The sequence below is a fragment of the Serratia sp. HRI genome (assembly GCF_010119335.3).
Lineage (GTDB): Bacteria > Pseudomonadota > Gammaproteobacteria > Enterobacterales > Enterobacteriaceae > Serratia > Serratia nevei.
The window spans coordinates 2,873,508-2,898,258 of the sequence record NZ_CP083690.1; the positions used below are offsets into that span (position 1 = coordinate 2,873,508).

Genomic DNA, 24,751 nt, shown 5'->3' on the forward strand with positions numbered 1-24,751 from the left:
TCACGCGGAGGGTGAGTGCGGGCGGTAGGACTGCAGCCAATGCTCCAGCTGTTCCGGGAGCATTGGCCGCGCAAACAGAAAGCCCTGTTTTTCGTCCACGCCGACCTCGTCGAGGAAGTGGTTTTCGCTCTCGGTCTCCACCCCTTCGGCGATCACCCGGAACGCCAACGCCTCCGCCGCCGCAACGATCGCGCGCACCAACGATTGCGATACCGGGTTGAAATTCACCCCGCGCACGAAGCTTTTATCCAGCTTGATGGCGTCCAGCGGAATACGCGCCAGCTGCGCCAGCGACGAATAGCCGGTGCCGAAGTCGTCGAGATGCACCTGCGCGCCCAGTTCGCGCAGCCGGGTGATCAGCGCGCGTGCGCGATTCTCGTCTTCAATCAGGCTGCTTTCGGTCAACTCGAAGTCCAACAGACAAGGGGCCATGCGGTGACGGCGCAGCACCCCGAGCAGGTCGTTGACGATGCTGTCGTCGGCCAGCTGCCGGGCGGAGAGGTTGACCGCCACCCGCAGATTCAATCCCTGCTCTTGCCACTGCGCCGCCTGGCCGGCGGCGGTCTGCAATACCCATTGCCCCAGCGGGCCGATCAGGCCGGACTCCTCGGCGTAGGAGATGAACTGCAGCGGCGGAATCAGGCCGCGCTCCGGGGAATCCCAGCGCACCAGCGCTTCCACGCTGTGCACTTCACCGCTGCGCGCGTCGATTTTCGGCTGGTAATACAGCACCAGCTGATTTTGCTCCAGGCCTTTGCGCAGATTGGTGTCCAGCCACATGTATTCGGCGACGCGCTTGTTCATCTCCGGCGAGAAGACGGTATAGGTGCGTTTGCCGTGCTCCTTGGCGACGTACATGGCGGTATCGGCGCTGCGGATCAGGCTGTCGAGATCGTTGCCGTGCTCCGGGCACAGCGCGATGCCGATCGAACAGCCGGTATACACCTCAATCAGGCCGATACGGAAAGGGGTTTTCAGCCTGTCGATGATGCGCTGCGCCAGCGTTTGCAGGCGCTCGCGATCGGTTTGCGGCGCCAGCACCAAGAATTCGTCGCCGCCGAGGCGGGCGAGCACCTGGTCCGGGCTCAGGCAGCCGAGGATCGCCAGCGCGACCTCGACCAGCAGCCGATCGCCGAACATATGGCCGTAGGCGTCGTTGACCTTCTTGAAGTTGTCGAGATCGAGGTAGACCAGGCCGAAACTCTCTTCGCCGCGCGTGGCGATGGCGTGATTGATCTTGTCCTGGATCGCGTTACGGTTCGGTAGGCCGGTGATGAGATCGGTGTTGGCCAGCACCCGCAGCCGCTCCTGCGCACGGCGTTCTTCGGTGATGTCGGTACCGGAGCAGATAAGATACACCTCGTTCTTGCCGCTGCCGCTGTGCACGAACTTATTGCGGAACAGGAACAGCCGTTCGCCCTTGACCGTTTTTACCCAGCGTTCCACCTCATAGGACGAGCCGTTGCGGAAGAAGCCGGCGATGTTGCGCCGCGAAGCGGCGGCTTCTTCCGGGCTCATAAACAGCTGGAAAACGTTTTTGCCGATCACTTCGTGTTCGCGCAGCCCGGTGTACTCCTCGCTCAGCCGGTTGAAGCGTTGGATGCGGCCGTGCTGATCGACGATCACGATCACCGAGTTGGCTTCGGACACCACCTGCTCGGCGAAGGAGAGGCCGTGCACCAGATCGCGCGCCACGGATAGGGTGTCGCTGAAGGCGGAAGCGGTGCCCGCCCATTCGAGGTTATTGACGCGGCGCCCCACCAGATGCAGATGCAGCGGCTCTCCGGCGAGCGTAATGGTCAGTTCAAGGCTGGCGGTGACGCCGGTCAGGCGGCGGATTTTCGCCGCTTCCATGGCGCTGAGCGCCACCGCGACGTGGGCTTTGCCCTTAACGGCGGACAGCTCCAGGGCATTGCTGTCAAACGCCAGCCGCCAGTGGGGGCTTTGGGTGCCGAAGTGGGCGTTAAGAAGCTCAGGGCCTTGGTCTGCGGGCATGATGATTCCTCAAAAGAGCACGGGCGGCCGGTCAGCACAGCTCCGGGGCAGCCTGTTGGCCCGAAAGTGGTCGCCGTGCGCATCTGTGCATCATATAACAGGTTTTCACAGGCGAGGCGGGTGATGGAAACTATTATATAAGCAATGATTAGTTTTGCGGTGTAAACGTCACCCGGCGGCCGGTTGTCTTAAAGTGTAGGAGAACATCGGATCCTGTGATGTTTGTACCGACCTCCCCGCTATCGGAAAACGGTTGATGCAAGGTTGCCGTGGAGGCGAGTAAATTATAGCGGTGAGGGGAAAGCGGAAAAATAACTCCACCGGGGGGATTTTTACCGGGAAATTAAAATTTCCATCAAATAAACGCCATCTTCATAGTTCTCTCATAATTGGTGAATAAATCCGAGACGGGTTTTAAAAAGTTTACACACCCTCGCATTACTTGAATTTTATCAGCCTATTATTATCTCCGACGACGAATGAGCCTGTTAACGTACAGCGCTCCTGATGAAGAAAAACTTTTAAGGAAATGATTATGCGTAAATTGACGGCTTTATTTATTGCTTCCACGCTGGCTCTGGGTTCTGCTTCTGCGGCGTTCGCTGCAGACACGACGGCACCGGCACCGGATGCGGCGCCGATGAAAATGATGCATCACAAGGGTGAAGGCAAAGGCGGCCCGTTCGCTGGGCTGAACCTGACCGAACAGCAGCGCCAGCAGATGCGCGATATCATGAAAGAGTCGCACCAGAAGCGCGGGCCGGGCATGAAAGAGGAACGCCAGGCGCTGCATAATCTGGTGGCTTCCGACAGCTTTGACGAAGCGAAGGCGAAAGCGCAAATTGACGCGATGGGCAAAGCGCAATCCGAACGCATGCTGGAACGCGCCAAAGCGGAAAATAAAATGTATAACCTGCTGACTCCTGAGCAGAAAAAACAATACAATGAGAATTATCAGAAACGCGAGCAAAAGATGATGGACCATATGAATAAAATGAAGGAGCAGATGTCCTCCGGTCAGTAATATCCGCTCGCGGTGAATAAAAAAGGGCCAGACTATTTGTCTGGCCTTTTTTATTTGGCGTTATCACCGGCAGGTTCTGCAGTGAGTGATAATCATTCCCCGCCGACAATGTGCCGGAACTGTTCGGCAACGGCCTGTGCAAAGCGCGGGTCGTTAATATGATAAGGCGTTTTTATCAGCCGGCGTTTGTCGGTGGCGTATACCGTCTCCTCCAGCGCTTGCGTAAAGGCGGCCAGCGCCGCCGGATCCCAGAACGGTTGCCCCGGCGCATCCAGAGCCGATACGCCCCCTGCCGGGATCACGAAGCGCACTTCGCCCGTACAGGCGTTGATTTTTTCGCCCATCCAACGTCCGATTAACGCGCTTTCCCGCGCGCTGGTGCGCACCAGCGTCACTTGCGGATTGTGATGGTGGCGCAGGCGGTTGGCGTAGCGAGCCGGCACCGTATTCGGCGCGCCGAAGTTGATCATGTCGATCGCGCCGCAGGAGAGCACGCAAGGGATGCCGGTACGCGCGATGGCCCCGAAACGATCTGCATTGCAGGGCAGCACACCGCCAAACAGGTAATCGGCCACTTCGGTGGTGGTCAAGTCGATGGCGCCGTGCAGTTGGCGGCTATCGATCAGTTTTTCCAGCGCTCTGCCGCCGCTGCCGGTGGCGTGAAACGTCAGGCAATCCCATTGCGGCTCAAGGTCGGCAACCAGCGCCTGAATGCAGGGCGTGGTGACACCAAACATCGTCAGGCCAATCGCGGGCTTGTCGTCGGGATAGTCGATGGCGGCGAAGCGTACTGCCCCGGCTATCTGGCGCGCCGCGTTGCCGAGCACCCGTCGCGAGATGCGGTTCAGACCGGCGAGATCGGTGACCGAATACAGCATGTTGATGTCACTGGCGCCGACATAGGCGGAAACGTCACCCGCCGCCATGCTTGAGACCATTATTTTCGGCAGGCCGATCGGCAGCTGCTGCATGGCCGGCGTGATGATGGCGGTGCCACCGGAGCCCCCCAGGCCAAGCAGGGCGGCAATATCGCGGCGCGTCAGGATAAAGCGTTCGAAAGCCGTCGCCATGGCGGCGATCGCCTGGCCGCGGCTGGCGCAGAAGACCGCGCCGGCGCCTGCCGGATGGTGGCAGGCAACGTCCTCTGGGCTGATATCGGCGGGGGAATCAAACGGCAGGCTACGGGTGGAGAGATCGACGGTTCGCGTAGGTAAATTCAGGGCAGCGAGCAGCCGCCGTACGTACTCCAACTCTTGTCCTTTGGTATCTGCTGTGGTAGCAATATAGAAAAAACTTGAAGTATCAATCATGGGGTTTTCCCGAGTGTTTCTAGTTTTTATTTATAAATTATGATGTTATATTTTTATTGGAACCCTGGTGCTGGCTATTAAGTTAAAGTAATTAATGTATTTATATAATGAGACGGCCGTATCATTTTTGCAAGGGTTAGGCGATGCAAAATGGGACTTCTGTCTCATTTTTGAGCTTTTCAACGTGGCCGGCGCTTTGCCGGCAACCGGCCAACAGAGGCATCGTCCCCGGTTGTGCTAGCGTGTGCAGATGCATGAGGTTTATGTGCCGATAGATGCTTTTCCCGTCCCTCTCGATCCTTCTCTGACCTCTGCCCGGGCAAAAACCTACCGTTTGTTGCTGGCCAGCGCGATGGCGCTGTATGACGAAGGCGCGTTTCCTTCGATCACCGAACTGGCGGCGCATGCACAGGTATCGCGTGCGACGGCCTACCGTTACTTTCCGACCCAAAGTGCGCTGATTAGCGCCGTGGTGGCGGAAAGCCTGGGTCCAATCCTGGAATGGCGCCCGCAAGACGATGATGCTTTGAAGCGTATTCAGCAATTACTGAGCTTCGCCTATCCTCAGATGGAGCGGCATGAGGGGGCGCTGCGCGCGGCGTTGCAGCTCTCTTTACAGCAGTGGGCGAACGCGACGCCGGGCGAAAAATTCGTGCGCGGCAACCGCAAGCGTCTGCTGGCGCTGGCGGTAGAACCGTTGCAGGGCAAACTGCCGTCGGACTCTCTGCAGAGAGTGATTCATGCTTTCTCGCTGATTTACGGCTCGGAAGTGTTTCTGGTGTTGAAAGATATCTGGGGCCTGGAGCTGGATAATATTCAGGACGTCACGCAATGGATGGCCAAAGCCATCCTTCGTCAGGCGGAAGAAGACGCGATGAACAGCAAAAAAACATCAGCAGGATAATCCAATTTTTGCCGATGGCTGAGTGAAAATCCAGCATAATTCACTGAGTGAATATTGGCAAAATTTATAATTAAAAGTGATAAAAGACGCCTGTTAATCACTTTTCAGGCGTTCTGCTTGTTTGTTATTTACTGAATTATATTCTTATTTATCATAATCATAATATTTTTTCTCTCACCTCATGCCGCGACTTCGGCGTTGGGAGATGTCATTGCCATTTCTTATCCTCCTTCGCCTGATTCACCCCTGAAACTTTCTCTCCTCCCTCCAGACTGCCGGATGACACATTAAGCGCACTTGAGATTGTTGTGCTTTATTTATTTGGTGTTACCAAACTGTTACACAAAAAATCTTATAAAACATTTGCAAACAACAACGGACGGTATCTGGGATGGAGAAGAAACTTAGAGGAGTCAAATCCGCTCGGGCGGCCTTCGGCTGGCCTGAAATCGGCGTTCATCGCGCACAATGGAGTGCGATGCTGATCTGCCTGACGGCGATCGGCGGGGCGCAGGCTGCCAGCTATATAGAGAACGGCAAAGCGGGCGATCCGGCCAGCTGGCGCAACGCCGAATTCAACGCCAACTGGGGGCTGGGGGCGATCCACGCCGATGAAGCCTACGCCGCAGGCTATACCGGCAAAGGGCAGAAGGTGGGCATTTTCGACACCCCGGTCAACCGCCATCCCGAGTTCGCCGGCGACGGCAAACTGATCAACGTGGTCACCGAAGGCTATCGCGCCTACACCGATCCGCACCGGCCGGGCATTAACGCCGGCGACCGCTTTTACTTCGACGGCACCTTCCACTTCTACAGCGGCTCACAGGGCATGCTGAGCAATCACGGGGTGCACGTCGCGGGCATCAGCGCCGCCAACCGCGATGGCGTCGGCATGCATGGCGTGGCCTTCGATTCGCAGGTGATCAGCGTCGATAACGATAACGACGGCCCGGCCTACGGCGAATTTCTCGGCTTGGACGGCGCCGTCACCAATGCCGGCTGGCAGGCGATGATCAACAGCGGTGCGCGGGTGATCAACAACAGCTGGGGCGTCAGTATTCCCGACTTTCTGTCCGACGGTGGCCGCGATCCTAACGCGCTGCACTTTGAGCTGAAGGATGCGCAGGAACAATTCGATCAGGTCAAACCGCTGCTCGGCAGCCTGGCCGGCGCAGGTTATCAGGGCGCCATCGACGCAGCGCGCAAAAATATTCTGGTGCTGTTCGCCGCCGGCAACGACGGCAACTACAACCAACCGGATGTGATCAGCGGGCTGGCCTACTTCGTGCCGGACATCGCGCCGAACTGGCTGTCGGTTGCCAGCGTGGCGCAGGATGCGGCATCGACCAACAGCGTGCCTTACACCATCAGCAGCTTCTCTTCCCGCTGCGGCTATACCGCCAGCTTCTGCGTCTCGTCGCCGGGCAGCAAAATCTACAGCACCGTGGCCAACGGTTCCGATCCGGCCAACCTGGTGTCGGACTACGGCAATAAAAACGGCACCTCGATGGCGACGCCGCACGTCACCGGCGCGGTGGCGGTGTTGTTGCAGCGCTTCCCGTACATGACCTCGGCGCAGATTGCCGACGTGTTGAAAACCACCGCCACCGACATGGGCGCGCCGGGCATCGATGCGCTCTATGGCTGGGGGATGATCAACCTGGGCAAGGCCATCAACGGTCCGGGCATGTTCTATACCGTCGAGGATATTCCTGCGGAGTTCCGCATCCCGGATCCGACGGGCGTGGCCTATGGCCCGACCCAGTTTGTCGCCAATATTCCGGGGAGGGGCGCCGAGGTGGATGCCGGTACGCTGCACGCCAGGAAATGTGATGACTTCCACTGTGGATGGGAAATCTACTCCAACAACATTACCGGCCACGGCGGCCTGACCAAAGAGGGCGCGGGAACCCTGGAGCTGACCGGCACCAACACCTATGCCGGCCCGACGCTGGTCAATCAGGGGCGGCTGGCAGTCAACGGCTCGGTCACCTCGGCCGTCAGCGTGCAGAACGGCGGCATCGTCGGCGGCAGCGGCACGGTCGGTTCGCTGACCGCCCGTCAGGGCGGTACCGTGGCGCCGGGCAACTCGATCGGCACCCTGAACGTGGCGGGCAACGTCAGCTTCGAACCGGGTTCGCGCTACGCGGTGGAAGTGGGGCCGAACGGCCAGAGCGATCGGATCCAGAGCAGCGGCTCGGCGACGATCGGCGGCGGCGAGGTGGCGGTGACGCTGGAGAACAGCGCCAACCTGCTGACGCAAAGCGAGGTACGCAGCCTGCTGGGCCAGCAGTACACCATCCTGAGCGCGCAGCAGGGGGTGAGCGGGCAGTTTGACGCGGTGGCGCCGAACTACCTGTTCCTCGGCACCGGGCTGAGCTACCAGCCGACCGGGGTGACGCTGAGCGTCGGGCGCAACGGCACGAGCTTCGCCAGCGTGGCACAGACGCCGAACGAGCGGGCGGTGGCGGCGGCGGCGGATGCGCTGGCGGCGGGCAACCCGGTGTACGAAAGCGTTCTCAACAGCGGCACGGCGGGCGAGGCGCGGCAGGCGTTCCGTCAGCTGTCGGGGCAAATCCATGCGGATATCGCGTCGGCGCTGGTGAACGACAGCCGCTACCTGCGTGAGGCGCTGAACGGGCGTCTGCGTCAGGCGGAAGGGCTGGCGAGCTCGTCGGCCATCAAGGCGGACGAGGGCGGTGCCTGGGCGCAGCTGCTGGGGGCGTGGGACCACGCGTCGGGCGACGCCAACGCCACGGGTTATCAGGCCTCGACCTACGGGGTGCTGGTAGGGCTGGACTCGGCGGCGGCGGACGACTGGCGGCTGGGGGTGGCGACCGGCTACACCCGCACCTCGCTGCACGGCGGGTACGGGTCGAAGGCGGACAGCGACAACTACCACCTGGCGGCGTACGGCGACAAGCAGTTCGGGGCGCTGGCGCTGCGCGGCGGGGCGGGCTACACCTGGCACCGCATCGACACCAAGCGGTCGGTGAACTACGGAATGCAGTCGGACCGCGACACGGCGAAGTACAGCGCGCGCACCGAGCAGCTGTTCGCGGAAGCGGGTTACAGCGTGCAGGGTGAGTGGCTGAACCTGGAGCCGTTCGTGAACCTGGCGTACGTGAACTTCGAGAACAACGGCATCGCGGAAAGCGGCGGTGCGGCGGCCTTGCGCGGGGATAAACAGCACACGGATGCGACGGTGTCGACGCTGGGCCTGCGTGCGGACGCCGAATGGCAGGTGAGCGCGGGCACGACGGTGGCGCTGCGCAGCGAGCTGGGGTGGCAACACCAGTACGGCGGTCTGGAGCGAGGCACCGGGCTGCGGTTCAACGGCGGCAACGCGCCGTTCGTGGTGGGCAGCGTGCCGGTGTCGCGCGACGGGATGGTGCTGAAGGCGGGGGCGGAAGTGGCGGTGAACGAAAACGCCACGCTGTCGCTGGGCTACGGCGGGCTGCTGTCGCAGCACCACCAGGACAACAGCGTCAACGCCGGCTTCACCTGGCGCTTCTGACCTTCAACGGCGATCTCAAGGACAACGGAGCCGGCATGCCGGCTCCGTTTTTATTTGCGGCTGCGGGGTGAGTCCGTATGATGGCGCGGCGCCAGGGCAATAAAAAACCGGGACCCTGACGGATCCCGGCTCAAAAGTGGGTAAAACAGATTAGCGCTAAAGGCTCAAGCCCCGTTTTGCTTGTGCAGTCCGAGCGATGTGCTCATCGTCTCAGTAGCGGCAACGGAACAAATTTTCCCTGGTGTTACTATGGTTATTATTAAAAAACGTGCTGGTGTTATTTTTTATAGTGTATTGCTGTATGTCTCTTTTGATACCATGTTTGACGATGCAACATGGTATGTCAAGCAACGTTTTTAACGCATAATTGCATGAAATGCTAGTTTTAGATGTGGCTTTTTCAGTAGAAATAATCAAAACGACTGATAAATCAGTAAAAAAAATCGAAGGAACAAATGGATAACAATCACCAAAAATTCGATTCACAGTCGATTGCCAATCGGGTCAGGGAGCTGTTTTTACATTACGGGATTGGAAAACGTCAGCATGCCCGAGAGCTCAGCCGCATCTTGGATCTGAGTTTTTCACATGCGCACCGCAAACTGAAAGGGCAAAGCCCCTGGACGCTGGAGCAGATCAACAGCGTCGCGGCCGCGCTGGGAGAAACGCCGGCGGCGATCGCCGATTTGAGCGCCGAACACGAGACGCCCGAGCCAAACATGGCGCGCGATGCCATCTTTGTCGTGGCGGGGGTGGCGATACCTTGCGTCGGGCACATCGGCGACGAGCTTGCTGCCGGGCGGCCGGCGGAGTTTGTGGCGCTGCGCGTGGAAGGGCAGTGGCATATCTATCGCGCCGATGAGGCGCCGGCAGGCCCGCGTTACGGCGTCGATCTGATCGAAATCCGGCCTGGCTTCGGCGACGACGAGCGGCTGAGCATCGCGGTATTGGACGATTCGCATCAGGCGGCCGATGAGCTGGCCAAGTATCTCGGCGGCTGCGGCTTTAACGCGGTGGCGTTTTACGACGTCGACAGCTTCTGTCAGGCATTGCAGCAAAGCCTGTTCGACGGCTACGTGGTGGACTGGCTGATCGGTGAGGAAACGGCGGATCGCTGTATCGCCACCATCCGCGCCTCCGATAACCCGGATGCGCCGGTACTGGTGCTGACCGGCGAGCTGGGGACCGACCGACGCGAGTCGGAAATCGCTCAGGCGATGCGCGAGTACGACGTGCTCGGCCCTTATGAAAAGCCGGTGCGGCTCCATGTGATCGAAGCCGCACTGCAACGCTGTTTTAATCTTTAGCGGGGAACACCTCGGCCAGCGCGCTCGACAGCGCATCCAGCCGGACCGGCTTCATCAGGTAGTTGTCGAACAGGGCGCGCTGGTCCGCCGTCAGCTGCTCCGGCGTGTAGGCGCTGATGCCGATGATCGGCACATGGCGGTTGGGGCCGCGACGGTTGCGCAGCTGCCTGGCCAGGGCGGCCCCGTCGATGCCCGGCATCTGCAGATCCAGCAACAGCGCGTCGTAAGGGCGTCTGAGCAGCTTCTGCAGCGCGCGCTCCGGCGAGTCGCACAGTTCGTGCTGATAGCCCAGCTTGTCCAATAGCGCCGCAAAGGCGTCACCCACCGACTTGTTGTCATCCACCACCAGGACCTGCTGCGGCTTCTGCTGCAGAGAGGCATTGGCGGCGGCGGGCTCGTCGGCACGTTCGTCTTCACTGATCTGCACCGGAATGCTGACGATAAAGGTGCTGCCCTTCTTGATTTCGCTGTACACCGTGATGGTGCCGTCGAGCAACGTCACCAGGCCGTGCACGATCGCCAGCCCCATCCCCACGCCGGCATACTGCTTGGTATGCGACTGATCCAACTGGGTAAAGGGTTTGAAGATCTGATCGAGCTGGTCTTTTTCGATACCGATGCCGGTGTCGGTCACTTCGATGATCAACGAACTGCCGCCCGGTTGGCGGCGCAGGCAGCTGTGCAGCGTGATGCTGCCGCTTTCGGTGTATTTGTAGGCGTTGGTCAGCAGGTTGACGATAATCTGCCGGATGCGCAGCGGATCGGAGTGCACCAGCAGGTGGCTGCACTCCACCTCGCAGCTGAGTTTGACCTGCTCTTTACGGGTCAGGGTGGCGATTTCGTTGGCGGTCTCCGCGATCAGCTTCTGCGCGTCGAACGGCACGATGCGCAATTCCATCATGCCGCTGTCGAGGTGCGCATAGTCGGTCAGATCTTTCATCTGGCTTTCGATTTGCTGCGCGGCGGTCTCCAGCCGCTGGAAAGTGTCCGCATGCTCCGCCGACACCCGGGTGTTCACCAGCACGTCGATGGCCGACATCACGCTCTGCAATGAGGTGCGCAGCTCGTGGCCGATGGCGCCGAGGAAGGCGTTTTTGGTGCGGGTCGCTTTCTCCGCCTCGATCGCTTTGGCCTGCTGGCGAATGGTCAGCCGCTGCTGACGGAACACGATCAGGGTGATGGCGATCAGCGCAATCACCGAGAACATGACGATCACCAGCCCATAGAAAATGATGTGCCGTTTCTCGATATAGTCCTCATAGGCGGCGGTGCGCTGCTTCACCTCGGCGTGGTCGGTCAGGTTGGCCATTTCGATGGCGTAAGGCTTGATGGCCTTCATGGCCGCGAAAACCTGGTCGAAGTCGATTGTCGGGCTGTCCAACAGCTTATCGATGCGATCCATCTGCAGGCGCATCTGTTTGACCACTTCCGGGTAACCCGGCTCGGCGTACAGCGGCTGGGTCGATTCGGAGACGGTTTCCAGCACGTAAAAGCGCGAATAGAGGATTTCGAACCGCAGCCGCAGATTGTCGTTGTCGACCTGCGGAGCGTGGCTCTGCTGCTCGACGAAGGTGTCGAATTCCGCCAGCTTGATGGAGAACTTGGCGATCGACCACGAGTAGTTCTCCTGCGTGCCGGCGATGGCATACAGCCCTTTCTTCGACAGGGTGGCGCTGTAGTAATAGAGCGTGACGGTCGACGCCACCAGAAACAGCGCGGCGAAGATGGCCGGGATCGCCAGCCTGCTGCCGTTCTTAAAGGTCGTCAGCTTCATTTGATCACGATCCTGTCGACTTGCCAGATAAAGCGCGAGTTGTACAACGGCGAGTTCAGTTCAGGCCCGGCGGCGTCGCGCGGGTAAACCAGGAACAGCGGGCCGAAGTTTCTGAGCTTCAGCATTTCCCCGTCCATCTTGTAGGCCAGGATCATGTTGTACTTTTTGACGTCGGACAGCGGCACGTCGATGTAATAATCGTTCAGCGCGTAGAAGGTCAGCGTCTCGCCCTTGGCGCCGACGCGCTCGAGGATATCGGCCACCGAAATCCCTTCGAATTTTCTCTGTGGCGTCCAGGACGTGGAGGTGGTAATGCTGCGCACCGGCATTGCCAACAGCTGCTTATCGGTGAACAGATAGCTTTTGTTGACCGGGTCGGTCACGTTGTCGATCTTGCCCGCCACTTCCAGGGTAAAGCTGAGCGCGCTGCTCTGGGCGATAATCAGGGCCACGTAGGCCATCGCAAGGGTTTTGCATAGTTTGAACAGCATCGGTGTTCTCCAGAGGCGCGGGGAGGTTGTATCAGTCCCGCTAATTTATCAGGCAGAATAATGGCAGAAAAAGCAGGCGGGTGCGAAGGGAATAGTAAACCGCACAAAAAGAACAGGCCGGTGTTTACCGGCCTGAGAATGGGCTAACCGCAGCGGTTAGCGCATGGTAACGAACTCTTCCGCCGCGGTCGGGTGGATCGCCACGGTGTTGTCGAAGTCCTTCTTGGTGGCGCCCATCTTCACCGCTACCGCGAAGCCCTGCAGGATTTCATCCATGCCGAAGCCGATGCCGTGCAGGCCGACGATCTTCTCTTCCTTACCCGCGCACACCAGCTTCATGCGGCACGGCTGACGGTGCTGCGTCACGGCGCTGTACATGGCGGTGAAGGAGGATTTGTACACCTTCACGTTGTCCGCCCCGAACTTCTCAATGGCTTCCGGTTCGGTCAGGCCGACGGTGCCGATCGGCGGGTGGCTGAACACCACGGTGGCGATGTTGCTGTAATCCAGGTGCTCGTCCGGCTTGTTGTTGAACAGGCGCTCGGACAGGCGGCGGCCGGCGGCCACGGCGACCGGGGTCAGCTCTACCGCGCCGGTGTTGTCGCCCACCGCGTAGATGCCTTTGACGTTGGTGTTCTGGAACTTATCGACGTCAATGTAGCCTTGCTCGTTGGTCTTCACCCCGGTAACGCCGAGGTTCAGGTTGTCGGTCGCCGGTTCGCGGCCGATGGCCCAGATCAGGCAGTCGACGGTGAATGCCTTGCCGTTTTCCAGCTGCAGCGTCAGGCTGCCGTCGGCGTTCTTGACGATCGCTTTCGGCACCGATTCGGTGTGCAGGCTCGGCCCTTCGGTGTTCATCACTTCCACCAGGGTTTCGACGATCATCGGATCGAAGCTGCGCAGCGGTGCGTGCTTGCGCACGAACAGGTGCGTTTCCGCGCCCAGCGCGTTCAGCACGCCGGCGATCTCCACGGCGATATAGCCGGCGCCGACTACGGCGACGCGCTTGGGCATGGCGTCCAGCTCAAAGAAGCCGTCGGAGTCGATGCCGTATTCCGCACCCGGAATAGCCGGGTGGCTCGGGCGGCCGCCGGTGGCGATCAGGATGTGGTCGGCGGTGATGGTCTCGCCGTTCACTTCCACGGTGTGCGCATCCACGAAGCGCGCGAAGCCTTTGATCACGTCGACCTTGTTCTTGCCCAGCACGTTGTCGTAGGAGTTGTGGATGCGGTCGATATAGGCGGTGCGGTTGGCGACCAGCTTCTTCCAGTCGAAGGCGTTGACGGTGGTGTCGAAGCCGTAGTCCGGGCCGTACTGATGGATGGCCTCGGCGATCTGCGCCGCGTGCCACATGACTTTTTTCGGTACACAACCCACGTTTACACAGGTGCCGCCCAGCTCTTTGGCTTCAATCAGCGCACACTTTTGGCCGTACATGGCTGCCCGGTTGATCGATGCGATACCGCCGCTGCCGCCGCCAATTGCTAGATAATCGTAATGTTTCGTCATCTGGGATTTCCATGAGTTGTGAATTTGAAGAGGGTAAGAGTTTAACGCCTGACCGGGGTTTGTCGCAAAGATTGCGTCGATGGCTGCGATAGGTGGACGCAGGGCGCGGCGAACCGCGCCCTGCCGGGGATTATTCCGGTACCACCCAGTTCACCAGATGGTGGCCGATGCCCGACGGCACCAACGCTTTGTGCAGCCACGGCAGCACGTTTTTCATCTGCTGTTCCAGCTTCCACGGTGGGTTGATGACGATCATGCCGGAGGCGGTCATGCCGCGCTGATCGCTGTCGGGTTTCACCGCCAGTTCGATCTGCAGAATGCGGCGAATGCCGGTGGCTTCCAGATCGCGCAGCATGCGTTTGATCTGCTGGCGCATCACCACCGGGTACCACAGCGCGTAAGTGCCGGTGGCGAAACGCTTGTAGCCTTCCTGAATGCCTTTGACCACGTCCTGGTAATCGGTCTTCATTTCATACGGCGGATCCATCAGGATCAGGCCGCGGCGCGACAGGGGCGGCAGCTGGGATTTCAGCTGCTGATAGCCGTCGGCGCGCTGCACTTTGGCGCGTTCGTCTTTCTGGAACTCGCTGCGCAGCAGCGGGTAGTCGCTCGGGTGCAGCTCGGTCAGGTGAATTTTGTCCTGCGGGCGCAGCAGCTGGCGGGCGATCAGCGGCGAACCGGGGTAGTAGCGCAGCGTGCCGGAACGGTTGAAGTTGTGCACCACGCTCATGTAGGCCGCCAGCTCTTCCGGCAGATCGTCGCGCTGCCACAGCAAGCCGATGCCTTCCAGGTATTCGCCGGTGCGCTCGGCGTGTTCGCCGCTGAGCTGATAACGACCCGCGCCCGAGTGGGTATCCAGATACAGGAACGGCTTCTCTTTTTCCTTCAGCGACTCGATGATCAGGCTCTGAACGGTGTGCTTGAGCACGTCGGCGTGGTTGCCGGCGTGGAAACTGTGGCGATAACTTAACATGACGGGTGGCGATTCCTTGTGCTCCGCAGACGGAGCATTCAATGCAATAAGGCTTATAATCTGCACAGTATAAACTGTCTGGCCGGGAAAAACTGGACTCCGTTGCCGCAGACGTTCACAGAAAGGGACAGGACGATGAGCAAACAGGCGATTTTGGCGAACTACCCCGACGCGGCGCGCTGGGCGTTCGGCGATGGCCCCGAGTTGGCCGACGAACTGCTGCAGTTGGTGCTGAGCGGGGAAAAGACCGCCACCTGCAGCTCCTATGCGAGCTATCGCCGGGAGCAAATGCCGATGATCGGCGACGATAGCATTATTCTCGACGGCCGCGGCGAACCGGCCTGCGTGATCAAAACCTTGGCGCTGCGCCTGGTGCGCTACGACCAGGTGACCGCCGAGATGGCGGCCAAAGAGGGCGAAGGCGACAAAAGCCTGGCGTTTTGGCGCGAGGGGCATCAGGCGTTCTTTACCCGCGAGGGCACTTTTGCGCCGGACATGTGGCTGGTGTTCGAAGAGTTCGAACGGGTTGAAACGCTGTGAATCACAAGGAGAAAGGATGAGCTGCATTTTTTGCGACATCGTGGCGGGCAAGGCGCCGTGCCATAAAATCTGGGAAGACGACGACCATCTGGCCTTCCTGTCCATCTTTCCCAACACCGACGGCTTCAGCGTGGTGATCCCCAAGGCGCACCACCCGAGCTACGCCTTTGACCTGCCGGACGAGGTGTTGAGTGCGCTGATGCTGGCGACCAAGCGGGTGGCGAAGCAGCTGGACCGCGCATTCGACGACGTCGGCCGTTGCGGCATGGTGTTCGAGGGCTACGGCGTCGATCATGTGCACGCCAAACTGATCCCGCTGCACGGCACCGCGTCGCTGGATCAGTGGCGGCCGATCGAATCGACCTCGCCGAAGTTTTTCGAACGTTACGAGGGCTATATCTCCTCCCACGACGCCGCGCGCGCCGACGACGATCGGCTGGCGGCGCTGGCCGCCCGCATCCGCCAAAGCGCCGTTTAAGGCACGAACGATCAACGCCGGGCATTGATTTTCCTGTTGTCTGGCTCCATGTTAGAGATTCATACGCATTTTAAGGCTCGCCCCCGTGGCGGGCCCCAACGCTAATCAGGACTGCCCTATGACAAATCCGTTGCTGACCCCGTTTTCCCTGCCGCCGTTCTCGGCGATCCGCCCTGAAGATATCGTGCCTGCGGTGCAATCCGCGCTGGCGGACTGCCGCGCCGCGGTAGAGCGCGTGGTCGCGCAGCCGGGGCCGTTCACCTGGGACAATCTGTGTCAGCCGCTGGCGGAGTCGGACGATCGCCTGTCGCGCATCTGGTCGCCGATCGGGCACCTGAACTCGGTGAAAAACAGCCCGGAGCTGCGCACCGCCTATGAACAGGCGCTGCCGCTGCTGTCCGAATACGGCACCTGGGTCGGCCAGCACGAAGGGCTGTACCAGGCCTACCGCAGCCTGAAAGAGGGTGCGGCGTTCGAGGCGCTGAGCGTGCCGCAGCGCAAGGCGGTGGACAACGCGCTGCGCGATTTCGAACTGTCGGGCATCGGCCTGTCGGCGGATAAACAGCAGCGCTACGGCGAGATCGTCGCGCGCCTGTCCGAACTGGGTTCCACCTACAGCAACAACGTGCTCGACGCCACCATGGGCTGGAGCAAACTGATTACCGACGAAGCCGAGCTGAGCGGCCTGCCGGAGAGCGCCCTGGCGCAGGCACAGGCGATGGCGCAGGCCAAAGAGCAGGACGGCTGGCTGCTGACGCTGGACATGCCGAGCTACCTGCCGGTGTTGACCTACGCCGACAACCGCGCGCTGCGCGAGGAGATGTACCGCGCCTTCGCCACCCGCGCCTCCGATCAGGGGCCGAACGCCGGTAAATGGGACAACAGCGAAGTGATGGCGGAAACGCTGGCGCTGCGCCACGAGCTGGCTCAGCTGCTGGGCTTCGATACCTACGCCGACAAGTCGCTGGCGACCAAAATGGCGGAGAGCCCGGAGCAGGTGATCGGCTTCCTGAGCGATCTGGCCAAGCGCGCCCGCCCGCAGGCCGAGCAGGAGCTGGCGCAGCTGCGCGCCTTCGCCAAACAGCACTATGGCGTGGACGAGCTCGAAGCCTGGGACATCACCTATTACGGCGAAAAACAGAAGCAGCACCTGTTCTCCATCAGCGACGAGCAGCTGCGCCCGTACTTCCCGGAACAGCGGGTGGTGGAAGGGCTGTTCGAAGTGGTGAAACGCATCTACGGCATCACCGCCAAAGAGCGTAAAGACGTGGAGACCTGGCATCCGGACGTGCGCTTCTTCGATCTGTTCGACGCTAACGGCGAGCTGCGCGGCAGCTTCTACCTCGATCTGTACGCCCGCGAAAACAAACGCGGCGGCGCCTGGATGGACGACTGTGTCGGCAGCCTGCGCAAGGCCGACGGCACGCTGCAAAAACCGGTCGCTTACCTGACCTGCAACTTCAACCGCCCGCTGGGCGACCAGCCGGCGCTGTTCACCCATAACGAAGTGACCACGCTGTTCCACGAGTTCGGCCACGGTCTGCACCACATGCTGACGCAGATCGATACCGCCGGCGTCTCCGGCATCAACGGGGTGCCGTGGGATGCGGTCGAACTGCCGAGCCAGTTTATGGAAAACTGGTGCTGGGAGCCGGAAGCGCTGGCGTTTATCTCGGGCCACTACCAGTGCGGCGAGCCGCTGCCGAAGGCCATGCTCGACAAGCTGCTGGCGGCCAAGAATTACCAGGCGGCGCTGTTCATCCTGCGCCAGCTGGAGTTCGGCCTGTTCGATTTCCGCATGCACTTCGAATACAGCCCGGAAAAAGGGGCGCAGATCCTGCCGACGCTGGCGGAAGTGAAGAAAATGGTGGCGGTGGTGCCTTCGCCAAGCTGGGGCCGCTTCCCGCACGCCTTCAGCCACATCTTCGCCGGCGGCTACGCGGCGGGTTACTACAGCTACCTGTGGGCGGAAGTGCTGTCGGCCGACGCCTACTCGCGCTTCGAAGAAGAGGGGATTTTCAACGCCGAAACCGGCAAATCCTTCCTCGACAACATCCTGTCGCGCGGCGGTTCGGAAGAGCCGATGGCGCTGTTCAAACGCTTCCGTGGCCGCGAGCCGCAGCTGGATGCTATGCTGCGCCATTACGGCATTAAAGGATAACCCGACACGTGAGCGTGTGTTTATTGTGTGAAGCAGGCGCCGATCCCGGCGCCTTGTCTGTTTTGGCGCAGCGCTGGCAGCTGACGTCCGACGACGACGCGCAGATGGCGCTGGTACTGACCCCGCAGCGGCTGGAGCTGCGCAAGCGCGACGAGCCGAAGCTCGGCGGGATCTACGTCGATTTCGTCACCGGTACCATGGCGCACCGGCGCCGCTTCGGCGGCGGCCGCGGCGAGGCGGTGGCCAAAGCGGTCGGCATCAAGGGCAGCTATCTGCCGGACGTGGTGGACGCTACCGCCGGGCTGGGGCGCGACGCCTTCGTGCTGGCGGCGCTGGGCTGCCGGGTGCGGATGCTGGAGCGCAATCCGGTGGTGGCGGCGTTGCTGGACGACGGCCTGCAGCGCGGCTATCAGGATGCGGAAATCGGCCCGTGGCTGCGCGAGCGTCTGACGCTGCTGCACGCCTCCAGCCTGACGGCGCTGGCGGATCTCAGCCCGCGCCCCGAGGTGGTGTATCTCGATCCGATGTTCCCGCACAAGCAAAAAAGCGCGCTGGTGAAGAAAGAGATGCGGGTGTTTCAATCGCTGGTGGGCAGCGACGATGACGCCGACGGCCTGCTGGAGCCGGCGCGCCGCCTGGCGACCAAGCGCGTGGTGGTGAAACGCCCGGACTACGCGCCGCCGCTGGCCGACGTGCCGGCGCACGCCGCCACGCTGACCAAAAGCCACCGTTTCGATATCTACATGCCGCTGTAATGTCAGCCGGGCCCGCGGTGTCGGGCCCTCAGTTTTCCTCCCGCAAACTTTTCCCCACGCCGCCGCCCGGATGCACCGCCAATAGGGTGTCCTTGTCGTAACCGCTGCGCGTCATCAGGCAGGCGCAGGCGGCGTCGAAGATCGCCAGCACCAGCACAATTGAGGTGGTGGCCAGCATGTTCAGCGGATCTATCTCCTTTTGCACCCCGGTGGCGATCGTCAGCTGCGCCGCCTGCGCGATGGCGGAATGCGGGTTTTCCGTCACCGCGATCAGCGTCACGCCCTTGGCCTGCAGCGTTGGCAGCAGGCGGGTCAGCTCGTCGGAATTGCCGCCGCGCGAGATCAGGATCAGCAGATCGTCGGCGCGCAGAAAACCCAGATCGCCGTGCGCCGCGCCGGTGGCGTCGAGGTAGACCGCCGGCCGTTCCACGCAGGCCAGCATGTGGGCTATCTTGCGCGCCGCAATCCCCGAGGTGCCGACGCCGGTGACGGCGATTTTACCGCGGCAGTCGGCCAGCAGCGCCAGCAGCCGTTGCCAGGTGCGCGCGTCGAGGCGCTCGCCCAGCTGCGCCAGCTCCTGGCTGTAGGTTTGCCAACCCTGCACGGCCTGCCGCCATTCCTGCTGCATCACGCCTCCTCCTGCATCAACCGGCGGTATTTCATGTGGTCGTTGTACAACTCGTGGAATACCCGGTATTTGCGGTCGTAGTAGCTTTTTATCTGGTTGGTCTGCGGCGTGACCGTCTTGCCGATGCGGCTCATGGCGCTCATCGCCTCCGGCAGGGTGTCGAACACGCCCGCCGCCACGGTGCCCATCATTGCGCCGCCCAGCAGCATCGCTTCGCTCTCCTCCGGCAGCAGCATGGCGCAGCCGGTGGCGTTGGCGTGCTCCTGCACGAAGATCGGGTTCTTGGTGCCGCCGCCGCTGGCCATGATGGTGTCGATGCTGTAGCCGCTGTGGTTCATGGTTTCGATGATGTGGCGGGTGCCGAGCGCGATGGCCTGAATGGTGGCCAGGTAGTGCAGCGCCATGTCCTCCGGCGTGCGCGACAGCTTCAGCCCGGTCAGGATGCCGGTCAGCGTCGGGTTGGCGCGCGGCGAGCGGTTGCCGTGGAAGTACGGCAGCATATGAATGTCCTGCGTCAGAAAGGCGATATTCTCCGGCTCGCCGGCCATGCGGCGCAGAATGGCGTTCAGCACCTCATAGATGGTCTGCCCCTGGGTTTTCGCCTGCGCCAGCAGCTCCAGGTAGCACGGGTGCGATTGGATGACGTGGTCGATCAGCGCGCCGGTGGCGGACTGGCCGCCCTCGTTCAGCCAGTATTCCGGCAGGATCGCCGAGTAATATGGCCCCCAGACCCCGCCGATAAAGCGTGCGGTGCGCGACATCGCCATATGGCCGGTGGAGGTGCCGCCGATCAGCGCGACGCGGCGGTTGAAGTCGGCCACCTCGCCGGAGACGCCGGTGGCGCCCAGCGTGCCGAGGGTGCCGGCGTGGGCATCGATGATCGACACGCTCACCGCCGTGCCGGCGATCAGCCCCATCTCGCTGGCGGCGCGCTGGGTCAGGCCGTGGCCCAGCGGCTCGCCCATCATTTTGACGTCGCTGCCGATCTTGGCCGCGTCATGTTCCAGCACGTCTTCCAGCCCGATCTGCTGGAAGTAGCTCTTGTCCCAGCGCTGTTCGTGGCCGAGATAGGTCCACTTGCACACCGTCGAGCACAGCGAACGGGTGGCGTCCTGGGTGGCGCGCCAGGTGAGGAAGTCCGGCAGATCGAACAGGTAACCGGCGTTGGCCCAGGTGGTGGGCATGTGCTGTTTCAGCCACAGCAGTTTCGGTGTCTGCATCTCCGGTGAAATGATGCCGCCGACGAAGTCCAACACCCGGTGTTTGGTGGCGTTGATGCGCTCGGCCTGGGCGATCGCCCGGTGATCCATCCACACGATGATGTTCTGTTCGGTGCGGCCGGAGGGGCTGACGGTCAGCGGCTTGCCCTCTTTATCCAGCACCACCAGCGAACAGGTGGCGTCGAAGCCCAGCCCCTTGACCTGAATCGGGTTGATGTCGGCCTGGTTGACCGCGTCGCGCACCGCATTGCACACCGCCTGCCAGATGTTATCCGACGACTGCTCGACGAAATCCGCCTTCGGCCGGTACAGATCGATGGCCCGGCTGGCCTGGCCGACCATGCGGCCATTAAGATCGAATACGCCCGCGCGCGCGCTTCCGGTGCCCACATCTACGCCAATAAAATAGCTCGCCATTATTTTCTCCTAAAGGTTGTGCCTCGCCATTGCCCGTGAGCGCCGCTGGCGGTCATTTAAGCGCGAAGCAAGGCGTGAGCCGTGAAGTTTGGTGGGCCCAAATAAGCGGTGAATAACGATGCTGCGCGCTTAAATGGCCCCAGCCCGAAGGGACGCGCCCCAAAATCCCGATTTCTTCGTTGTCAGGTTTGGACATAGACCCGCTATGCCCTGCACCTTCCGCCTTGATAGCGGAATTTTGGGTCTGCGTCGGCGCCACGTTCAATGACGGGGCGCAACCTAAACTTTTCGATTCTGTAACGCGATAAACAGGATCAGCACGCCGCCCCACAGGGCCATGGTCAGGTAGCTGCTGACCCCCAGCAGATTGAGGCCGCTTTCCAACATTTGCAGCACGATCAGCGCCAGCACCAGCCCCAGAATACGGCCGAAACCGCCGTCCGGGTTAATGCCGCCCAGCACCGAGGCCAGAATGGTCACCAGCAGATAAGATTCGCCGTAGCCGGCCTTGGCCGAGTTGAACTTGGCCATCATCAGCAGGGCGGCGCCCCAGCCGAGCAGGGCCGACAGGATATACACCGCGATCTGCACCCGTGCGGTGTTCACGCCGCTGAAGCGGGTGGCCTGTTCGTTAGAGCCGATCAGGTACAGGCTGCGGCCCAGCGTGGTGTGCTCCAGCAGCAGCCACAGCCCGGCCGCCACCAGCAGGAACAGGATCAGCGCCACCGGTACGCCGAGCACGGCGCCGTTGCCGAGAAATTGAATCGCCGCCGGGAAGCCGGAGATCACCGCGCCGTTGGACAGCAGGATATTCAGGCCGGTGATCAGGGTCATGGTGCCGAGCGAGGCGAGGATTGGCGAGACGCCGATCCAGGCCACCAGCGCGCCGTTCAGCGCGCCGATCGCCACTGCCACCAGCAGGCCGGCCAACAGCGCCAGCGCCAGGAACAGCGGCTGGTCGGGATGGCTGACGATGATCGCCGCCATCACCAGCGAACAGGCGTTGGCGCCGGCGATGATCGACAGGTTGATGCCGCCGGTCAGCATGGTGATGCCCATGCCGAGCGCCAGCAGGCCGAGGATCGGCAGCTGCGAGGCGATCGACTGGAAGTTGCCGAGGCTGAAGAAGCGCGATCCGAGCAGCCCGGCGAAGAGCAGCGCCACCGCGATGATGATCGCGCCCTGCAGGCGAATGATCCGATCGCTTGGGATCAACCGAGTTAACTGCGTCATGTCAGATCTCCTTGAGCAGCTTGCGTTTTTCGTTCCAGGCGGTGGTGCTGATGCTGATCAAAATGATCGCGCCGCTGAATACCTGGTGCCAATAGGCCGAGACGCTGAGCAGCGTCAGCCCGTTTTGCAGGAAGGCCAGCAGCACCACGCCGAGCAGGGTGCCGGTCAACGAGCCGCGGCCGCCGCTCATGCTGGTGCCGCCCAGCACCACCGCCGCCAATACCGTCAGCTCGAAGCCAAGCAGCGAGTTGGGGGCCACCGACTGGGTGATCTGCGCCTGCACCACCGCCGCGACGCCGGCCAGAATGCCCATGTAGCCGTAGACGCAAAAATGCAGCCGCAGCAGGTTCAACCCCAGGCGCGACGCCGCGTCGCGGTTGCCGCCCATCGCGTAGATCTGGCGCCCCAGCCGGGTGCGGTTCATCAGCACGCCGGTGACGACGATGGTCCCCAGCAGGCACAGCAGCGGCAGCGTCAGGCCGTAGTCGTAGCCGTCGGCGCCCTGGAACGAGAACCAGTTGATGCCGTTCATGAACCAGTCCGGGAAGCCGTACAGCCAGGTGCCGTTAGTGGCGTACACCAGCAGGCCGTAGAACAGGTTAAGGGTGGCGATGGTGATGATGATCGCCGGCACTTTCAGCCAGTACACCAGGAAACCGTTCACCAGCCCGAGCAGCAGGCCGACGCCAATCGCCAGGGCGAACGCCAGCGGGAAGCTGCCGCCGTGCTGGATCACCCAGCTGGCCATCACATACTGGGCGATGGCGGTAACCGCCGGGAACGAAATGTCGATGCCGCCGGCGATCAGCACCACGAACAGCCCGCAGGCCAGGATGCCGAGAATGGCGTAGCTGGTGGCGACGTCGGTCAGGTTGCCGAGCGTCAGAAATTCGTCGGTGCCGGCGCTCAGGCCGATCGCCAGCAGCAGCACCAACAGGCCGAGATAAAACTCGTGCCGCCCGGCCAGGCGGGCCAATAATGACTTATCCATTCACCACCTCGGCGATCTGTTGCTCGGTACTCTGGTGCGGCGCGAATTCGGCGATCAGTTCGCCCTTGCGCATCACCATCACCCGATGGCTGTTGTAATAGGCTTCCGGGATCTCGTCGCAGATCATCAGCACCGCCATGCCCAGCTGCGCCAGATCGCGGGCGATCTGGTAGATCCCCTCTTTGTTGGCGATGTCCACGCCGACGGTGGGCGAGTCGAGGATCAGAATCTTCGGCTGGGTCGCCACCCATTTGGCGATGGCGATGCGCTGGGCGTTGCCACCGGACAGGGTTTTCACCGGCAACGCGCTGTCGGACACCTTGATGTTCAGATCGCGGATCAGCCGGTTGACCAGCTTGGTCGCCTTGACGTGATCCAACAGTCCGAGCGAGGTATGCAGCCGATCGAAGACGGTGACGATGGTGTTGTCGTAGATGGATTGTTCCATGATCAACCCCTGCGTCAGGCGATCCTCCGACACATAGCCGATGCCGTGGCGCACCGCTTCGCGGTTGTTGTGCAGCTGCACCGCCTGGCCCTCGATGCGGATCTCGCCGCTGTCCGGCCGCGTCATGCCGAACAGGCTGAGGCAAAGTTCGGTGCGGCCGGCGCCGAGCAGGCCGACGATCGAGACGATCTCGCCGCTACGTAGCGCCAGATTGACGTTGCGGTATTTCTCGCCGCGGCTGAGGTTGCGCACCTCGAGCAGCGGCGCCTGTTCGGCCGGCGGCAGCGGTGGCAGCGGGCTGTAGTGGAAGCGTTGGCCGGTCATCAGGAACGCCAGTTCATGGCTGTCCAGTTCGCTGGCCGGCCAGGTGCCCACCAGCTTGCCGTCGCGCATCACGCTGATGCGATCGGCGACTTCCATCACTTCATCCAACCTGTGGCTGACGAATACCACGCAGATGCCGGCCGCCTTCAGCTCGTTGACCACCCGCAGCAGGCCGTCGACCTCCTGGCGGGTCAGCGAGGCGGTCGGTTCGTCCATGATAACCAACCGAGCCTCGGCGGCGATGGCGCGGCAAATCGCCACCAGTTGCCGATCGGCGATCGACAGTTTTTCCACCTTTTTATCGGGATCGATGCGTATGCCGACCCGCGCCATGGCGTCGAGCGCCGTCTGGCGCATCACCCGCTTGCGCACCCAGAAGCGGCCGCCGGGCAGGTAACGGTGGATGGCGATGTTCTCCGCCACCGTCAGGTTGGGGAACAGCGACAGGTCTTGGTAGATCACCTGTATGCCGTAATAACCGGATAGCTGTGGCGTCAGGGCGTGGAAGAGTTTGCCTTCCAGCGAAATGTTGGCGCCTTTTTCCGGCTGATAGACGCCGGAGATAATTTTAATGATGGTGCTTTTGCCGCAGCCGTTTTGTCCGGCCAGGCAGTGCACTTCGCCTTTATTCAGCGTCAGGTTGATCTGGTCTAATGCCAGCACGCCTGGGAATCGCTTGCTGATATTCTCCAGGGTGATAAATGCGGGGGAGGCTGTCATAACGTTAACCTGTGCTTGCGTAGCGGCCGAAG

Annotated in this window: 19 protein-coding genes; 8 read left to right on the plus strand and 11 right to left on the minus strand. The window is 61.5% G+C overall.

Annotation, left to right across the window (positions count from 1 at the left end; all coding sequences use genetic code 11):
• Positions 1–1,995: a cyclic di-GMP phosphodiesterase gene (gene pdeR, locus GF111_RS13820; protein ID WP_047729638.1), complete on the minus strand. Its 1,995-nt coding sequence runs from the start codon at positions 1,993–1,995 to the stop codon at positions 1–3.
• A 535-nt stretch (positions 1,996–2,530) separates the two neighbouring features.
• Here pdeR and spy point away from each other — a divergent pair.
• On the plus strand, positions 2,531–3,019 hold the full coding sequence (spy, locus tag GF111_RS13825) for an ATP-independent periplasmic protein-refolding chaperone Spy (RefSeq protein ID WP_038874659.1): 489 nt from the start codon (positions 2,531–2,533) through the stop codon (positions 3,017–3,019).
• A gap of 92 nt (positions 3,020–3,111) precedes the next feature.
• Here the strand turns inward: spy and GF111_RS13830 are convergent, their stop codons facing one another.
• Positions 3,112–4,329, minus strand: coding sequence for a Tm-1-like ATP-binding domain-containing protein (locus GF111_RS13830; RefSeq protein ID WP_147190748.1), 1,218 nt, complete (start codon positions 4,327–4,329; stop codon positions 3,112–3,114).
• Between the two features lie 250 nt (positions 4,330–4,579).
• On the opposite strand from GF111_RS13830, the gene GF111_RS13835 reads away from it, so the two are divergent.
• The 3 genes from GF111_RS13835 (at position 4,580) to GF111_RS13845 (ending at position 10,057) form a co-directional block, all read left to right on the plus strand.
• On the plus strand, positions 4,580–5,233 hold the full coding sequence (locus tag GF111_RS13835) for a TetR/AcrR family transcriptional regulator (protein WP_038874652.1): 654 nt from the start codon (positions 4,580–4,582) through the stop codon (positions 5,231–5,233).
• Positions 5,234–5,711: 478 nt separating this feature from the next.
• On the plus strand, positions 5,712–8,750 hold the full coding sequence (locus tag GF111_RS13840; RefSeq protein ID WP_147191069.1) for an autotransporter serine protease: 3,039 nt from the start codon (positions 5,712–5,714) through the stop codon (positions 8,748–8,750).
• 455 nt (positions 8,751–9,205) lie between these two features.
• Positions 9,206–10,057, plus strand: a complete 852-nt coding sequence (locus GF111_RS13845; RefSeq protein ID WP_038873866.1) for a helix-turn-helix domain-containing protein — start codon at positions 9,206–9,208, stop codon at positions 10,055–10,057.
• Here GF111_RS13845 and GF111_RS13850 read toward each other — a convergent pair.
• From GF111_RS13850 to GF111_RS13865, 4 genes are all read right to left on the minus strand, one after another.
• Positions 10,047–11,831 (minus strand): ATP-binding protein, encoded by a 1,785-nt coding sequence (locus GF111_RS13850; protein ID WP_038873863.1) that lies wholly within the window; start codon positions 11,829–11,831, stop codon positions 10,047–10,049. The genes GF111_RS13845 and GF111_RS13850 overlap by 11 nt on opposite strands.
• Complete coding sequence (locus GF111_RS13855; RefSeq protein WP_147191064.1) at positions 11,828–12,322, minus strand: molybdopterin-dependent oxidoreductase; 495 nt, start codon at positions 12,320–12,322, stop codon at positions 11,828–11,830. Before GF111_RS13855 ends, GF111_RS13850 begins: the two co-directional genes overlap by 4 nt.
• Before the next feature lie 156 nt (positions 12,323–12,478).
• A complete protein-coding gene (gene gorA / locus GF111_RS13860) occupies positions 12,479–13,831 on the minus strand; it encodes a glutathione-disulfide reductase (protein ID WP_025304617.1) in 1,353 nt (450 codons plus the stop codon).
• A 130-nt stretch (positions 13,832–13,961) separates the two neighbouring features.
• Positions 13,962–14,804 (minus strand): 23S rRNA (adenine(2030)-N(6))-methyltransferase RlmJ, encoded by an 843-nt coding sequence (locus GF111_RS13865; protein WP_047729642.1) that lies wholly within the window; start codon positions 14,802–14,804, stop codon positions 13,962–13,964.
• A gap of 135 nt (positions 14,805–14,939) precedes the next feature.
• Here GF111_RS13865 and GF111_RS13870 point away from each other — a divergent pair, with 135 nt between their 5' ends.
• From GF111_RS13870 to rsmJ, 4 genes are all read left to right on the plus strand, one after another.
• Positions 14,940–15,344: an ASCH domain-containing protein gene (locus GF111_RS13870; protein ID WP_038873857.1), complete on the plus strand. Its 405-nt coding sequence runs from the start codon at positions 14,940–14,942 to the stop codon at positions 15,342–15,344.
• A 16-nt stretch (positions 15,345–15,360) separates the two neighbouring features.
• Positions 15,361–15,822: an HIT family protein gene (locus GF111_RS13875; RefSeq protein WP_038873854.1), complete on the plus strand. Its 462-nt coding sequence runs from the start codon at positions 15,361–15,363 to the stop codon at positions 15,820–15,822.
• Positions 15,823–15,940: 118 nt separating this feature from the next.
• The gene (prlC, locus tag GF111_RS13880; RefSeq protein WP_147191066.1) at positions 15,941–17,983 is read left to right on the plus strand and encodes an oligopeptidase A; all 2,043 of its coding nucleotides are present in this window, start codon (positions 15,941–15,943) and stop codon (positions 17,981–17,983) included.
• 8 nt (positions 17,984–17,991) lie between these two features.
• Positions 17,992–18,738: a 16S rRNA (guanine(1516)-N(2))-methyltransferase RsmJ gene (gene rsmJ / locus GF111_RS13885; protein ID WP_060433492.1), complete on the plus strand. Its 747-nt coding sequence runs from the start codon at positions 17,992–17,994 to the stop codon at positions 18,736–18,738.
• Between the two features lie 28 nt (positions 18,739–18,766).
• On the opposite strand, the gene GF111_RS13890 is transcribed toward rsmJ, so the two are convergent.
• The 5 genes from GF111_RS13890 to GF111_RS13910 form a co-directional block, all read right to left on the minus strand.
• Positions 18,767–19,366 carry an SIS domain-containing protein gene (locus GF111_RS13890; RefSeq protein WP_042785538.1) on the minus strand — a complete coding sequence of 200 codons (600 nt, stop codon included), beginning with the start codon at positions 19,364–19,366 and terminating at the stop codon, positions 18,767–18,769.
• The gene (locus tag GF111_RS13895; protein ID WP_147191068.1) at positions 19,366–21,003 is read right to left on the minus strand and encodes an FGGY-family carbohydrate kinase; all 1,638 of its coding nucleotides are present in this window, start codon (positions 21,001–21,003) and stop codon (positions 19,366–19,368) included. The genes GF111_RS13890 and GF111_RS13895 overlap by 1 nt, the downstream gene beginning before the upstream one ends.
• 279 nt (positions 21,004–21,282) lie before the next feature.
• Complete coding sequence (locus GF111_RS13900) at positions 21,283–22,236, minus strand: ABC transporter permease (protein WP_038873845.1); 954 nt, start codon at positions 22,234–22,236, stop codon at positions 21,283–21,285.
• A 1-nt stretch (position 22,237) separates the two neighbouring features.
• Positions 22,238–23,227 carry an ABC transporter permease gene (locus GF111_RS13905; RefSeq protein ID WP_047729644.1) on the minus strand — a complete coding sequence of 330 codons (990 nt, stop codon included), beginning with the start codon at positions 23,225–23,227 and terminating at the stop codon, positions 22,238–22,240.
• Complete coding sequence (locus GF111_RS13910; protein WP_047729645.1) at positions 23,220–24,719, minus strand: sugar ABC transporter ATP-binding protein; 1,500 nt, start codon at positions 24,717–24,719, stop codon at positions 23,220–23,222. Before GF111_RS13910 ends, GF111_RS13905 begins: the two co-directional genes overlap by 8 nt.
• Between the last annotated feature and the right edge of the window lie 32 nt (positions 24,720–24,751).